This window comes from Saccharopolyspora hattusasensis (assembly GCF_050972075.1).
GTDB classification, from domain to species: domain Bacteria; phylum Actinomycetota; class Actinomycetes; order Mycobacteriales; family Pseudonocardiaceae; genus Saccharopolyspora; species Saccharopolyspora hattusasensis.
Genome location: NZ_JBPCDC010000001.1, coordinates 603,647 through 617,556 on the forward strand (window position 1 = coordinate 603,647; position 13,910 = coordinate 617,556).

Annotated in this window: 13 protein-coding genes and 1 pseudogene; 5 read left to right on the forward strand and 9 right to left on the reverse strand. The window is 69.6% G+C overall.

Translation table 11 applies throughout. The annotated features are described in order from the left end of the window. Window positions 1-3: 3 nt before the first annotated feature. From ACRXBZ_RS02865 to ACRXBZ_RS02905, 9 genes are read right to left on the reverse strand one after another with little or no spacing between them, the layout of a single operon-like run. Window positions 4-1,719, reverse strand: a complete 1,716-nt coding sequence (locus ACRXBZ_RS02865; RefSeq protein WP_433877640.1) for a thiamine pyrophosphate-binding protein — start codon at window positions 1,717-1,719, stop codon at window positions 4-6. Next, window positions 1,716-2,879 carry a M20 metallopeptidase family protein gene (locus ACRXBZ_RS02870; protein ID WP_433877641.1) on the reverse strand — a complete coding sequence of 388 codons (1,164 nt, stop codon included), beginning with the start codon at window positions 2,877-2,879 and terminating at the stop codon, window positions 1,716-1,718. The genes ACRXBZ_RS02865 and ACRXBZ_RS02870 overlap by 4 nt, the downstream gene beginning before the upstream one ends. Continuing rightward, a complete protein-coding gene (locus ACRXBZ_RS02875) occupies window positions 2,876-3,784 on the reverse strand; it encodes an LLM class flavin-dependent oxidoreductase (RefSeq protein WP_433877642.1) in 909 nt (302 codons plus the stop codon). The genes ACRXBZ_RS02870 and ACRXBZ_RS02875 overlap by 4 nt, the downstream gene beginning before the upstream one ends. Further along, the gene (locus tag ACRXBZ_RS02880; protein ID WP_433877643.1) at window positions 3,781-5,595 is read right to left on the reverse strand and encodes a hydantoinase B/oxoprolinase family protein; all 1,815 of its coding nucleotides are present in this window, start codon (window positions 5,593-5,595) and stop codon (window positions 3,781-3,783) included. Before ACRXBZ_RS02880 ends, ACRXBZ_RS02875 begins: the two co-directional genes overlap by 4 nt. Continuing rightward, on the reverse strand, window positions 5,588-7,624 hold the full coding sequence (locus tag ACRXBZ_RS02885) for a hydantoinase/oxoprolinase family protein (RefSeq protein ID WP_433877644.1): 2,037 nt from the start codon (window positions 7,622-7,624) through the stop codon (window positions 5,588-5,590). The genes ACRXBZ_RS02880 and ACRXBZ_RS02885 overlap by 8 nt, the downstream gene beginning before the upstream one ends. Next, window positions 7,621-8,424, reverse strand: coding sequence for an ABC transporter permease (locus tag ACRXBZ_RS02890; RefSeq protein ID WP_433877645.1), 804 nt, complete (start codon window positions 8,422-8,424; stop codon window positions 7,621-7,623). The genes ACRXBZ_RS02885 and ACRXBZ_RS02890 overlap by 4 nt, the downstream gene beginning before the upstream one ends. Next, a complete protein-coding gene (locus ACRXBZ_RS02895; protein ID WP_433877646.1) occupies window positions 8,421-9,251 on the reverse strand; it encodes an ABC transporter permease in 831 nt (276 codons plus the stop codon). The genes ACRXBZ_RS02890 and ACRXBZ_RS02895 overlap by 4 nt, the downstream gene beginning before the upstream one ends. Beyond that, window positions 9,248-10,312 (reverse strand): ABC transporter ATP-binding protein, encoded by a 1,065-nt coding sequence (locus ACRXBZ_RS02900; RefSeq protein WP_433877647.1) that lies wholly within the window; start codon window positions 10,310-10,312, stop codon window positions 9,248-9,250. Before ACRXBZ_RS02900 ends, ACRXBZ_RS02895 begins: the two co-directional genes overlap by 4 nt. Next, on the reverse strand, window positions 10,312-11,415 hold the full coding sequence (locus ACRXBZ_RS02905; protein WP_433877648.1) for an ABC transporter substrate-binding protein: 1,104 nt from the start codon (window positions 11,413-11,415) through the stop codon (window positions 10,312-10,314). Before ACRXBZ_RS02905 ends, ACRXBZ_RS02900 begins: the two co-directional genes overlap by 1 nt. A 306-nt stretch (window positions 11,416-11,721) precedes the next feature. On the opposite strand from ACRXBZ_RS02905, the gene ACRXBZ_RS02910 reads away from it, so the two are divergent. From ACRXBZ_RS02910 to ACRXBZ_RS02925, 5 genes and pseudogenes are all read left to right on the forward strand, one after another. Next, window positions 11,722-11,943 carry a hypothetical protein gene (locus ACRXBZ_RS02910; protein ID WP_433877649.1) on the forward strand — a complete coding sequence of 74 codons (222 nt, stop codon included), beginning with the start codon at window positions 11,722-11,724 and terminating at the stop codon, window positions 11,941-11,943. Between the two features lie 450 nt (window positions 11,944-12,393). Beyond that, on the forward strand, window positions 12,394-12,519 hold the full coding sequence (locus ACRXBZ_RS02915) for a hypothetical protein (RefSeq protein ID WP_433877650.1): 126 nt from the start codon (window positions 12,394-12,396) through the stop codon (window positions 12,517-12,519). A 32-nt stretch (window positions 12,520-12,551) separates the two neighbouring features. Beyond that, complete coding sequence (locus ACRXBZ_RS02920) at window positions 12,552-13,079, forward strand: hypothetical protein (protein ID WP_433877651.1); 528 nt, start codon at window positions 12,552-12,554, stop codon at window positions 13,077-13,079. Further along, window positions 13,045-13,197, forward strand: a pseudogene (locus tag ACRXBZ_RS42135) (hypothetical protein); the annotation flags it as partial. The gene ACRXBZ_RS02920 and the pseudogene ACRXBZ_RS42135, both read left to right, overlap by 35 nt. Before the next feature lie 175 nt (window positions 13,198-13,372). Beyond that, a complete protein-coding gene (locus ACRXBZ_RS02925) occupies window positions 13,373-13,879 on the forward strand; it encodes a response regulator transcription factor (RefSeq protein ID WP_490885419.1) in 507 nt (168 codons plus the stop codon). Window positions 13,880-13,910: the final 31 nt, after the last annotated feature.

A 13,910-nucleotide genomic window follows, 5' to 3' on the forward strand; every position in this document is an offset into this window, starting at 1 on the left:
AGATCAGTACACCGGCCGTTCGCCGTGACCGGCCAGGCCCGCGTCCCACGCCGGAACCGGCGGGGTGTACTCGATGAGGTGCGGCACCACGACGTCGGCATAGCAGGGCCGCGGGTTCGCGGCGAACTCTCCGGCGAGCTTTTCGAGCTCCTCGATCGAAGTCACGGCGGCGCCGTCGATCCCGTTGGCGGCGGCCACCATCACCGCGTCGGTCGGGCCGGGGTCCACGCCGAAGTACCGGCCGCCCGTGTAGAGGTGCTGCAGCATCTTGATCCAGCCCATGCTGTGGTTGGTCAGCTGCACGAACAGGATCGGCAGCGCGAACCTGGCCGCGGTCTCCAGCTCACCGCACGCCATCGCAAAGCTTCCGTCTGCGGTCACGGCGACGACCGGGCGCCCCGGCCGGGCCTTCGCGATGCCGATCGCCGCCGGGATCGCGTAACCCATCGGCCCGTGCCCGCGTGGAATCACGACCCCGCGGCCAGGTCGCGGCTGAGTCCAGAAGGCGGCGACGTTCGGGGTCGGCGTGCCCGGGTCGGCGACGACCGTCGTGCCTTCGCCCAGCAGGCCTCGTACCGTTTCCACCACGGCGCGTGGATAGAGCAACCCGGGCGCGTACTCGGCGGAGGCAGTCGACGGGGTGGCGTTCGCGCGGGCCGACGCCACCGCCTCCAGCCGCCGCGCCCGCTGTCCGGGCTCCAGCGGTGTCACGGCTCGGCGTAGCTGAGCCAGAACCGTGCGGCAGTCTCCGACGAGCGGGAGCGAGCCGGGGAAGTTACGGCCCGCCCTGGCCTTGTCGATGTCGATCTGGATCACCGTCTGACCGTATCGTGCCGGGGCCGTCCAGCTGTTGGTGTCCGTCGCGTTGGCCCGGGTACCCACGAGCAGCACGACGTCGGCAGCGGCGATGTGGGCGTTGGTGCCAGGCTGGCCCGAGTTGTTGCCCACGATCCCGAGCCGCCACGGATCGCCGGTGCCTACGGCGCCGACGCCGTGGATCGTGGTCGCGATACCCGCGCCGAGTGTTTCGGCCAGCTCGCGCAATTCCTGGTAGGCGCCCGAAATGTGCACGCCGCCGCCCGCGACGAGCACCGGGTGCCGTGCTCCCGCCAGCGCCCGCGCGGCGATCTCGACGGCGGCTTCGTCGGCGTGCTCCCGCCGGGCCGGGGCGGCGATCACACTGGTTCGTGCGGTCGCGGACGTGTGCTCGTCCAGCACATTTTCGGGCACGATCAGCACGACCGGCGCCGGACGGCCAGTGATCGCGGTCGTCAATGCCTCCTCGATCGCCGCGGGTAGCTCGTCGGCTCGTTCGACAACGAGCTGTGCCTTGGTGACGGCCGAAAAGAGCCCGCGCTGGTCGATTTCGGTGAGCGCCCCGCTGCCACGGCTCGCGGCGTGGATGTCCGAGCTAATCACGAGCACCGGCAGGCCCGAGGCGAACGCGTCTCCCAGCCCGCCGACCGCGTAGGTCGCGCCCCCGCCGCTGGACACCTCGACGACGCCGACCCGGTTGGTGACACGGGCATACGCGTCGGCCATGTACGCGGCGTGCCGCTCGTCGCGGGCCAGGACGTGCTCGATCTCGCCCGACCGGTGGTAGAACGCGTCGTAGAGCACAACCCCGGTATCACCCGGCACGCCGAACACTGTGGTCACGCCACTGCGGATCAGCGCGTCGACGATCACGTCGGCGCCGCGGGTACATCGTTCGGTCATGACTTGGCCTTCCTCGCGGGGTTCAGGTGATGACGGGCCAGACCGGCCAGCAGCGCCGCGGCATCGGGCAGGACGCTGTCGTCGAACCGGGCGCGGGGCGAGTGGTTGCCCGCGGTCGCACCGGGCTCCGCCGCGCCCAGGTATCCGTATGCACCCGGGATTTCCCGCAGTACCAGGGAGAAATCCTCCGAGCCGGCGCGCGGATGCTCGAGGTCGCGGTACCGGCCGGGACCGAACAGCCGGATCGCGGTGTCGGCGAACACGGCCGCCGCGACGGGGTCGTTCACGGTCGGCGCCATTACCGGACGGACGCTGGTGCGGGCGGTGAGCCCGTGCGCGGCGGCCACCGAGCCCGCCACCGCGGGCAGCTCGGCCGCGATCCGGGCGGTCGCCGGTTCGGAGAACGTGCGCACCCCGGCTTTCAGGAAACCGTTGTCGGGTATCACATTCGGCGCCGATCCGGCATGCATCTCGCCGACGGTGAGCACCACGGGGTCGAAGGAATCGAACCGGCGGGCGACATACGTGTACAGCGCGGTCACGATCTCGGCCAGCGCTGGGACCGGGTCATGGGCCTCGTGCGGGCGACCGCCGTGCCCGCCGCGGCCCTCGACGGTCACCTCCAGTACCGAGTATGCGGCCATGACCGGCCCGGGACGGCACAGCACCAGTCCACGCGGCCGGTCGGCGAGGACGTGCAGCGCGTAGGCGAAGTCGGGCCTGGCGCCGGCCACGTCGAGCAGGCCTTCGTCGAGCATCAGCTGGGCGCCGCCGTGGCCTTCCTCGCCGGGCTGGAACATGAACACGACCTTGCCCGCCAACACTTCGCGCTCCGCGGACAGCAACCGGGCGGCGCCGACGAGAGCCGCGGTGTGCAGATCGTGCCCGCACGCATGCATGGCGGCGCCCGTGGCGGCGAAGTCGAGCCCGGTGTCCTCGCGAACTGGCAGGGCGTCCATGTCGCCCCGCAACAGCACTGCCGGCCCCGGCCGGGCGCCTTCCAGGACCGCGGTCACCGACGTGCACCGGATCCCCGTGGTGATCTTCAGCGGAAGGCCGTCGAGCGCGTCCAGCACTTTCTGCTGGGTCCGGGGCAGGTGCAACCCGACCTCGGGAGCGGCGTGCAGGCTCCGTCGCAGCGCGATCAGGTCGTCGTTCACGGCCGCTCCCCCTTCCGCAGCCGAGGCAGTACGGACTCCACGACCTCGGCAAAGACCTCCAGATCATGCTTGCCCTGTAAGGGAAACGGGAACATGAACTCGGTGATCCCGAGCTCCGCGTAGCGGCCGATCGTGTCGCGGAAGTGCTGCACCGACAGCCAGGGCGTGTCCTGGGTGAACGCGAGCATGAACGACCGGCGCACCGAAGCCGGATCGCGGCCGAGGAGCTCGCATTCGGCGTCGAGCAACCGCGAACGCCGCGCGGTCGCGGCAAGGCTCTCGTCTGGCGTCAGCGAGATGCCTCGGGCTAGTTGGCTGAACAGGGTTCCGTAGGTGCTCCAGACATCCGCGTAGCGCGCTGCCACCTTGATCGACGCGGGCAGGTGTGCGGCGATCAGCAGCGAAATCCGGTCCGCGACCGGCCCGGGCGCGGAGAAACCCCGGGCCCGGTAATAGGTCCCTCCGACCTCGACCGCACCGCCGTCGAGCATCGCGCGCACGACCGCGCAGTACTCGGCCAGGCGTGGCCCTCGTTCGGCCGCCGGCCACGGGTCGAGCCCGGCGGCGGCGAGGTCCTTCGGGTTACCGCCCAGGCCGATCCCGGCTACCGCACGCCCGCCGGACATATGGTCCAGCGTCACGGCCTGTTTCGCCAGCACGGACGGGTTCCGCAGGCCGATGGCGCTCACCAGCGTGCCGACGGCCGCGGTCGAGGTCGCGTTCGCGATCCCGGCGGCCAGCAGCCATGCCTCGAACCGGGGTTTCGCCGTATCGCCGCCGCTCCACAGGTGATCGCCCGCCCACAACGCGTCCCACCCCGCGGCCTCGAAGCCTCGCCAGCGCTCGGCGAGTTCGGGCCACGGTGCCGATTCGTGGGTCATCAAGCCGAAACGCAAGGCGGTCACAACGCTCCCTCCAGTACCGCGTGCACGATCTCTTCGGTCACCGCACCGTCCGCGGCGCGCCGCTCCGCCTCCAGGTACAGCGTCCGGTAGGTAGTGGCCTGGCGTGCCGGCGGAACACGGCCGAGTACGGCGTCGATCAGCGCACGCTGGCTGGCGCCTGGCCAGCGGCGGTCGTGGGTTTCCCTGGCTTCGCCGAGCGTGAACAGGCCTTCGCCGGGCGGCCGTTCGCCGAGCCCTCCTCCGCCCGGAGTCTCGACCCGCAGCACGTCTCCCCGGTTCAGGGTGATCGTGCGAACCCGGCCCAGGTCGCGTTCGTCCGGCGTGCCAGGGTTCAGGGTCGCGCGGCCCCGCTGCCCCGGCCCCCCGCCGCGTACGCCCCAGGGCTGGTAGACCAGCCTTTCCAGCCCCCGCACCGCGAAGGTCACGTTGTCGTCCAGGCTGCGCAGCTCCACGATCAGCCCGTCCCCGCCCGGAAACGCACCCGCGCCGCCGGAATTCCGGCGGTAGCGGTACTGCTCGACGAGCACGGGCACCTCGGCTTCGAGCACCTCGTTGGGCACGTTGCGCAGCCAGCCGCCCATGTAGCTGGTACCGCGCAGCCCTGGCAGCCCCGGGCGCCCGCCCGAACCGCCGGTCAGCGGCTGCCCGACCGACACGTGCCGACGCCCGGTGACCGGGTCGCGATGCGAGATCGCCGCGATGGCGACGGCTCCGGCACCGGCGGCCATCGCCGCGTCCGGCGCGGCCTGGGCGAGACATCCGAGGACGCAGTCCATGATCCGGAAGAACACCGCCGCGCGGACCCCGCAGGTCGCCCCGGCATGCGGGTTGACCACCGAACCCGGCGGCAGCGTCGCGGTCAGCGGACGGACCAGGCCGGAGTTGTACGGCACCGACTTGTCCTGGGAGTAGAACCAGTTCACCAGCGCGAAGGCCAGCATGTAGTGTCCCGGCTCGCCCCCGGTATGCAGGTTGATCGCTTCGACGACCTGCGGCGACGTCCCTTCGAACGACAGATGCGCTGTGCGGCCGGAAATCGTGAGCGCCAGCCGCAGCCGGGTCGGCGGCACACTTGCCGCGCCTTCGAGATAGTCGACGAACTCGTAGGTCCCGTCGGCGAGTTCGCCGAGCATGTCCCCCGCTCGGCTTTCGGCGGTGTCCAGCAGATCGGCGACGGCGTCTTTCATCGCCTGCGCACCAAAGGTTTCGTGGATCTCCCCGATTCGCCGCTGGGCCGTGCGCAACGCGGCGATCTGGGCCTCGATATCGCCGATGTTCTCCCGCGGAACCCGGGAATTGCGGGCGATCAGGGCGAACAGCGCGTCGTTGCGGCGGCCGTCGTCGATCAGCCGCACCGGCGGGATGAGCAGACCCTCCTGGTGCTGGTCGGTCAGGCCCCAGTCGATCGAGCTCGGCACGCTGCCGCCGATGTCCGATGAATGCACGAAACTCAGCGCGAACGCGATGAGCTCGTCGCCGGCGTAGAGCGGGCACCAGGTCCACAGGTCGGGCAGATGCGTGACCAGTCCACCGGTCGCGTCCGGATCGTTGCTGATCCCGACATCGCCGGGCCGGTACTCGCCGAGCGAACGGATCGCGGCACCCGCGGGCACGCCGATCATGGTGTTTCCCGAAATCCGCCGGGGCGCCGCGAAAAGCTCGCCTTCGGGAGTCACCAGGCAGGTGCCGAAATCGGCGGTCTGCTTGACGAACGTGCTGAAGCTCGTGCGGCGGATCGTCTCCGCCATCTCCTCCACCACCGCGGAGAACCGGTGCGCCAGGATTTCGAGCCGGACCGGGGAACTACGCATTGGCTTCTCCTCGCAGCCTCAGGTTGCCCAACCCGTCCACCGTCGCCCGGAACCCGGACGGGACGAACACCGTGGTGTCGGGTGCGGAAATGACGGCGGGGCCCTGGATTTCCGTGCCTGCGGCTATGCCGGGCCGCCGGTGTACCTCCCCTTTCACGGCACGTCCGTTCTCGACGACGAGGTGCGGTCGCACCTGCGGCGGCTCCGCGGTCTGCCGCCGCGCGAGGGGCAGGTTCCCCGCGGCGGCCAGGGTGATCCGCAGGGTCCGCACGTCGATTCCGGCGTCGCCCGGATCCACGGCGTAGGCCCGCCGGTAGTCCGCGGCGAAGGCTTCGCGCAGCGCGGCGACGGTCGCGGGCACGCCGTCGGCGAGCGCGACCGGCAGGGTGAAGGACTGGCCGTCGAGCTGGACGTCGGCCCAGCGGGTGAGCTGGACGTCGGGATGCAGCGTGTACTCCTGCGCGAGGTACCAGGCGCGCGCCTTGGCGGTCAGCTCGTCCCAGGTCCTGGCGAGCACTTCGTCGGCGACGCGCCAGCCGATCGGTGCGACCAGATCGGCGCGCAGTTCGGTGGAGAGGGCTCCCAGCGCGCACAGCGTGCCGGGCGAGGCGGGGATGAGCACCTCGGCTGTGTGTAGCGCCCGCGCGAGGAGCGCGGCCTGGACCGGCCCCGCCCCGCCGTAGGCGACCAGGACCAGGTCCGCGGTGTCGATACCGCGCTGGGCGCACAGCGGGACGAGTTGGGCGTGCATCATCGCCGTGGCAACGGATACCGCCGACTCGGCGGTCTCCTCCAGGCCCAGTCCGAGCCGGTTCGCGACGGGTTCCAGCGCGGCGCGCGCCGCCGCCACGTCGATCGGCACGGTGCCGGCCGCGAAGTCCTCCGGATCGAGATAGCCGCACACGACGTACGCGTCGGTCAGCGTGGGTTCGGTACCACCGCGGCCATAGCACGCGGGACCGGGCCACGCGCCCGCACTGCGCGGGCCGACCTTGAGCACCCCGGCCGGATCGACCCGGATGACCGAGCTGCCACCTGCACCGATCGAGCTCACCTCGACCGACGGGAGGATCAACGGGAACTCGCCGATCCGGCTCTGCGTCGAGTACGGGATCGCGCCGTCGACCACCGCGCAGTCCACGCTCGTCCCGCCCATGTCCATCGTGATCATCCGGTGTACCCCGGCGGCCGCGGCCAGCCGGATCGCACCCGCGACACCGGATGCGGGGCCGGACAACAGCGTTTCCACTGCGGCGAGCAGGTTTTCGCCTGGGCGCTCGTCGACCGCGGCCACCCCGCCGTTCGACTTGGTGATGTGCAACGGGCACGACAGGCCCAGTTCGCGGAGCGCTCCCGCCAGGTGGGCGAGGTAAGCACCCAGCGCGCCGCCGACATGCGCGGCGAGCACCGCGACCGTGGCGCGTTCGTACTCCTTTTCTTCGGGCCACAACTGGGCCGAGCACGCGACCGGCAGCTTCGGGAACTCCTCGGCGATCGCCGATGCGGCCGCGCGCTCGTGTTCGGGATGCAGGTGGGCATGCAAGAACGCGACCGCCACGGCCTCGACCCCGCTCGCGACCAGTTCCCGCACCGCACGGCGCACCTCGTCCGGGTCCAGCGCCCGCACCACCACGCCACCGACGGTCACCCGTTCGCTGATCTCACGGACATCGGCCTCGGCGACGAGCGGGGTGCGCTCGGCGGTGAACAGGTCGATCGGATCATCCAGGCGAAGGCGGCCGATGCTGAGTAGATCCGGGAACCCGCGAGTCACGAGCAGACCGACCCGAGCCCCCGACCGCTGCAGAACGGTGTTGAGCGCGAAGGTCTGGCCGTGGGAGAAGTACTCGATCTGCTCCGGCGAGATGCCCGTGCGGTCCAGCACCCGGCGGACTCCGTGCAGGACCGCACGGGCGGGCTGCTCGGCATCGGAGGGAACCTTGTCGGTGACCAGTTCGCCGGTGACGGCGTCGGCGAGCACGACATCGGTGAACGTGCCGCCCACGTCGACGCCCAATCGGTAACTCACATGCGCTCCTTCCGGGTCGCGAACAGCCCGGCGCGGCGCGCGGCGAGGGCGACGAGCCCGGTGAGCGCGAGCGACCCGACGATCATCAGGCTCGACACGGCCGACGTGACCGGATCCTGGTTCTGCTGCAGGCGGAGGAAGATCGCGACCGGCAGCGTCGTGGTATCCGCGGGCATCAGGAATACCGACAGGTCCACCTCGTCGAATGACGTGAGGAACCCGAACACGGCGGCGATGATCATCGACACGCGGATCCGTGGCAGGGTCACGCGCAGGAACGCCTGCCACGGCGTGGCGCCCAGATCGCGTGCGGCCTCCTCCAGCTCGGGGTCGAGGTTGGCCAGGCCCGCGCCGACCAGCGACACCACGAACGGAAGCAGGAGCAGGACATGCGCGAACGCGACCCCTCCGACAGTCCCGTATGCCGCCGGGACCAGCGACGCGTACAGCACGAAGAAGCAGAAGCCGGCCACGACGCGCGGCAGACTCAGCGGGGCGATGAAAACCGCACGCAGCAAGGATTTCCCCGGCACATCGAACCGGTGGATCGCGTAGGCGGCACTCGTGCCCAGCACGACGGCCCAGGCGGTGGCGATGGCGGCGACGCGGATCGAATATGCGAAACCTACCTGGAACTGGTCGTTGGCAAGGGCATCGCTGAGCCAGCGGGTGGTGAACCCGGACGGCAGGCCACTGAGCACCTCGTCCGTGCTCACCGACGCGACGAGGATGACGATGAGCGGCGCGACGATGAAAAGTCCGACCAGGGTAAGGAAAACTGTGCGCAGCAAACGGTTCACAACGGCCTCCTCGGTCCGGCCAGCCGGCCCACGAGCCCGAAGATCGCGAGGACGGCCAGGGTGAGCACGAGAAGGACCACGGCCTGCACCGCCGCGTGCGGCCACTGCAGCTGCTGGATGTCGGAGTAGATGCTCTGCGCTAGCACGGTCACACGCCCGCCACCGAGCAGCGCGGGTGTGGCGAACGCGCTGATCGTCAGCGTGAACGTCAGCTGCGCACCACTGAGCAGGCCTGGCGTGGTGAGCGGCAGCTGCACCTGCCAGAACCGCCGGGCGCGCCGCGCGCCCAGGTCGGCCGCGGCCTCGCTCAGTTCAGCGGGGAGCGCGCGCACGGCGGCCAGGATCGGGAAGAACGCGAACGGCAGCTCGACGTGCACCAGCGCGAGGACCACCCCCGGTTCGTGGTATAGCCAGCCGCCAAGGACACCGCCCAGCGGCCCGCCGGGGCGCAGCAGCATCGCCCACCCGTAGCTGCGGACGACGACGCTGACCAGGATCGGCGAGAAGATCAAGAACAGCATCGCCCCGACCTGCCACGGTCGGCGCAGCCCGCGCACGCACCACGCCAGCGGATAGCCGATCAGGACACAAAGGACGGTCACGAGCAGGCCGAACCGGAGCGTTGTGCCGACCGTCGACCACAGGTATCCGTCACCGAGCGCGGCCCGCCAGGTGGCGAGATCGAAGGGCGCGAAGAGGGTCGACTTCTGCTCGGTGCGGACGCTGTAGGAGACGAGCAGTAGCGCGAGAGATACGAAGGCGAGGACGAGATACGCCGTTCCGGGCGCCAGCAGGAGCAGGCCGAGCCTGCGGCGCGTGGCCGTCATGCGGGCACCTGGCCGGGAACCCAGCCCAGCCGCCGCACCGCTTCGGCCGGGAACGCAATGCCGACCTGCTGCCCGGGAAAGAGCTCGCCGTGCGACGGGGCGAGTTCCGCGAGTAGTTCGCGGCCCGTGCTCGTGGTCACCGCGACGCGTATCGACTTGCCGGTAAAGCTCGCGGTCTGCACGATAGCTTCGCCGCGGGCGCCGCCCTCTTTCATGCCGACCAGGCGAACATCTTCGGGGCGCACGGCGAAAGCTTCCACACCGGTGTTGTCGATGTCCGGAAAGGCGATGCCGTCAACGGAGTCGGCGGCGTCGAAGATGTTGTTCTCGCCGATGAAGCCGGCGACGAACCGGCTGCGGGGCGACTCGTACAGCTCGCGGCCGGTGCCGGCCTGCTCGATCCGGCCCGCGTTCAGCACCGCGATCCGGTCGCCCAGCTCCATCGCCTCGGCCTGGTTGTGCGTCACGCAGACGAACGTCGTGCCGGTCTCCTGCTGCCAGGTCCGCAGCTCGCGGCGCATCCGCAGCTGCAGGCTCAGATCCAGTGCGCTCAGTGGCTCGTCGAGCAGCAGCACGTCCGGGCGGCGGACCAGCGAGCGGGCGATCGCGACGCGCTGCCGTTGCCCGCCGGAAAGCGTTGCCAGGGAACGGTTTTCATACCCATCCATCGCGACCAGCTCGAGCATCTCGCCGACCCGGCGGCGTATTTCGGCCTTCGGCGTCTTCCGCGTGCGAAGGCCGAAGGCGATGTTCTCGGCCACGTTCAGATGCGGGAACAGTGCCCCGCTCTGGAAGACCAGGTTGGTGGGCCGGCGATGCGTCGGCGTGCGGGTGTGGTCCGACCCTCCGATGTGGAGTGTGCCCGAGTCGGGCAGGTCGAGTCCGGCGATGATCCGCAGCAGCGTTGTCTTCCCGCAGCCCGACGGCCCGAGCAGGCAGAAGAAGCTACTGGACGGGATCGTGAGGTCGACCGCGTCGAGCACCGTGTGCTCGCCGAAGCGGCGGGTCACGCCACGCGCCTCGACGGAGCTGGCGGCGAACCCGGTTGCTGGATGTGCCATCAGATATGGGCCTTGACCTGCTCGTTCCACACCTTGGTCGCGGCCGGGATTGCGGCGACGAGCGCATTCCAGTCGAGGCGGATGGCGTTTTCCACGGTCGAGAGCTGGAAACTGGGCCGGTCGGCGTATTTCGCGTCGAGCTTCGCGCCCTGGACGAGCGGAAGTGTTCCCGTCGCGTTGCAGTAAGCACTGACGTTTTCGGGGGAGAAAATCTGGTTCATGAGCTTCGCCGTAGCGTCGACCTGGGCGTCGCTGGAGCCTTTGACAATCTGGAAACCCTCCGGGAACGCCATCACACCCTCGGTCGGCACGGCGAAGCCGATCGGGTCCCCGGCCTGGATCCACGGCTCGGCCACGCCCTGGAACCCGGGCGCGATCACCACCTCACCGGAGTTGAGCTGCTGGCGCAGGGCGTCCAGAGAGGCGATGAAACCGCGGAACTGGCCCGCCTTCGCCGCGTTCTCGAAGACATCGAGCCCGGGCTGGAGGTTCGATTCACTGCCCCCGTTGAGCTTCGCGATCACCGGTAACGCGTTCACGCCGAACGACGGCGCGTCCCACGTGGTGACCTTGCCGCGGTTGGCGGCGGCGAACAGGTCCATCCACGATTTCGGTGGGGTCGGGAATGCCTTCTTGCTGTAGACCAGCCCCATCGCGTCCATCACCAGGTAGGCCCCCCGGCGGTCGGGGACTCGGTACTCCGGCAGGACCTGATCGATCGCGGTGACCGAATCCGGCACCGGCAGCCACAGATTTTGGCCGTTGCCCTGCGAAAAGCTCTGCGCATTGAAGAAACCGAGGTTGACCAGCGGTTTCGAGGCGTTGATCTGAACCGACGAGACGAGCTTCGGGAACGTGTCGGCGTTGGTGCCCTCGATGTACTTGACGGTCACCCCGCTCGATGCGGCGAAAGCCTTCCCGACCTGTTCGGGCACCGTCCCCTGGGCTCCGGCCCAGTGGAACATCGTGATCTCGGTGCCCGCCGGGCCGCCCCCGGACGAGGACGTCCCACCCGGCGTGCCGCAGGCGGCGAGCACGGTCGCCGCGCCGGCGAGTCCCGTCGCGCGGAGGAAACCGCGCCGGGTCAGGGAGAAGTTGGTCATGGGAGCTCTCCTGGGCGGGCGAATCGGCCGGATCCGGCTGCGGACCCGTTTTCAGTGCCGTGAACTTCGCATACGAAGTCGCATACGACAAGTTTTCCCACGATGCGGAAACTCCGGAACGCCCTGCTTGGAAGCTGAGGGCCCAGGGCGTGTGCAAGGTCGATCTGAGGGCTGCGGCGGGTTTCTGTCCAGGTGGGATGCGAGACGAGGACGCGGTTTCCGGTGGGGAGATCATCGGGTTGTCCAAGCCGTGACGGTCTATCCAGGAGCCGCACTCTTGTGTTCTTGGCTTCCCAGGTTCGGGTTGTGCTTGACCGGCCCACCCTCACAGTCGAGTCCTCGCGGGGTCGTGTGGATGGACTCTGGCGGGCTCTGGAGGCGGTGGGCGATCCCCGCGGTGGGCGGGGAATCCTGTATGGGTTGCCGTCGCTGCCGGCCCTGCCGGCCATGGCGGTGCTGGCGGTGACCGCCGGTGCGAAGACGTTCATCGAGTCCGCCTCGGCGGAGAGAACCCGCAAGTTCCATTGAAATCGAACCTTCGATTTCAATGGAACTTGCGGACCGTCGGCGTGTCGCACCCCGACACGCCGATGCCTGTGGACAACCTCCGCAATTTCAATGGAAATCGTGGACGGGTACGGACGTGCCAGGACCCGCAGCCTGAAAGGTCCTTGTTCTGGACGGAAACATGCGAACCGATCTGCTCGGGGGACCCGGCAGGGCATCCGAATATGGCGCTGGCCCGAACGGCAAAGTCGCCGGTATCGAAACGGTCCACCACCTGGCCAACCTGCCACCCACCTCCCTACCCGATTACCTGAACCGGACAGGTCAACCTTGCACACGCCCTGGCTGAGGGCCCGTGAGTGTTTTTGGGTGCCATAGCACCCAAAAACACTCACGGACCCCGACGCAGCCCGAGCCAGGCTCGCGCAGTGGGGTGGGCAAGACCCGGCTGGCCGTGCATGTGGCCCGGGAATGCAGCGCGCTTTCCCGGGTGGGGTGTGGCTGGTGGAACTGGCCAAGGTGCAGGGCCCGGGGATGTTAGTGCACGCGGTGGCGACGACGTTGCACCTGCCGGATCAGTCGGCGCGATATCCCTGACGGCGCTGCTGAAGTTCCTGGCAGAGAAGCGGTTGCTGATCGTGCTGGACAACTGCGAGCACCTGGTGACAGCGGCCGCGCAGATGGTGAATGCGGTGTTGCCAGCGGCGCCCGGGGTGCGGGTGCTGGCTACCAGCCGGGAGCCCTTGAACGTTCCCGGCGAACAGGTGTTTCCCGTGCCGCCGCTGGGAGTTCCCCGGCTGGATACGTCGGGCGGCGGCGTCGGTCAGTACGAGGCGGTGACACTGTTCGCGGAGCGTGGTGCGGCCGCGTTGCCGGGATTTCGGGTGGACCGCGAGAACGAGCCGGCGGTGGCGCGGCTGTGCCAGCGGTTGGATGGGCTGCCGCTGGCGATCGACACTGGCAGCACGGCGGCTGCGGGGGCTGTCCGTGGAACAGATCCTGCAACGTCTGGAGAACCGGTTCCAGCTGCTGACCGCCGGGCCGCGGGGCGGGCTGCCGCGACATCAGATGCTGCAGGCGGCGATAGAATGGAGCTTCGATCTGTGCTCACCCAACGAGCAGATGCTTTGGGCGCGGCTGTCGGTGTTCGCCGGTGAGTTCGACCTCGAAGCCGCCGAACAGGTGTGCGCCGGGTCCGACGTCGCCGAGGGCGACGTCCTGGACACGATATTCGGCCTGGTGGACAAGTCGATCCTGAGCCGCGCGGAGAACGACACCACGACGCGGTACCGGATGCTGGAGACCATCCGCCAGTACGGGCGGCAGCGGCTTGCCGCTCAGGGGTTACTGACAGTTCCGAACAGGCCGACGCGCAGTGGCTGGGGGTGCGGCAGCGGCAGTGGTGGCAGCGGCAGTGGTGGCAGCGGTTCCAGGGGCAGGGCCCAAACCTGTGGGCGGCACTCGACTTCTGCTGCACGCAGCCGGGCGAGGCCCGGGCCGGGCCGGGCTGCGGCTGGCCAGCGTGCTGTGGTTCTACTGGGTGGCCTGCGGTTTCGTCCGCGACGGCCGGTACTGGCTGGACCGGGTGCTGGCACTGCCCGACGGGGCGAGCCGGGAACGGGCCAGGGCACTGTGGGCGGCCTACCAGCAGGGCAAGCAGCTGGACGTTGACCAGGCCGTGGCCTACGCGCTGCGTGAACAGGCTCCGCTCCCGCCCCCAGGCAAGGTCCCCGCTGCGGGTGGGTCTGTGCTGACGCGGCGGGAGCGGGAGGTCGCCGAGCTCGTGGCGCAGGGGCTGTCGAACAAGGACATCGCCAGCCGCCTGGTGATCTCGCAGCGCACCGCGGAAACCCACGTTGAGCACATCTTGATCAAGCTGGGCGCCACCTCGCGCACGCAGATCGCCGCCTGGGCCGTCGGCAGCAAGCACAACGAGGGACATAGCAGGACGCCGTAATAACGTCGCCTACGACGTGCGGCTGTGGGCC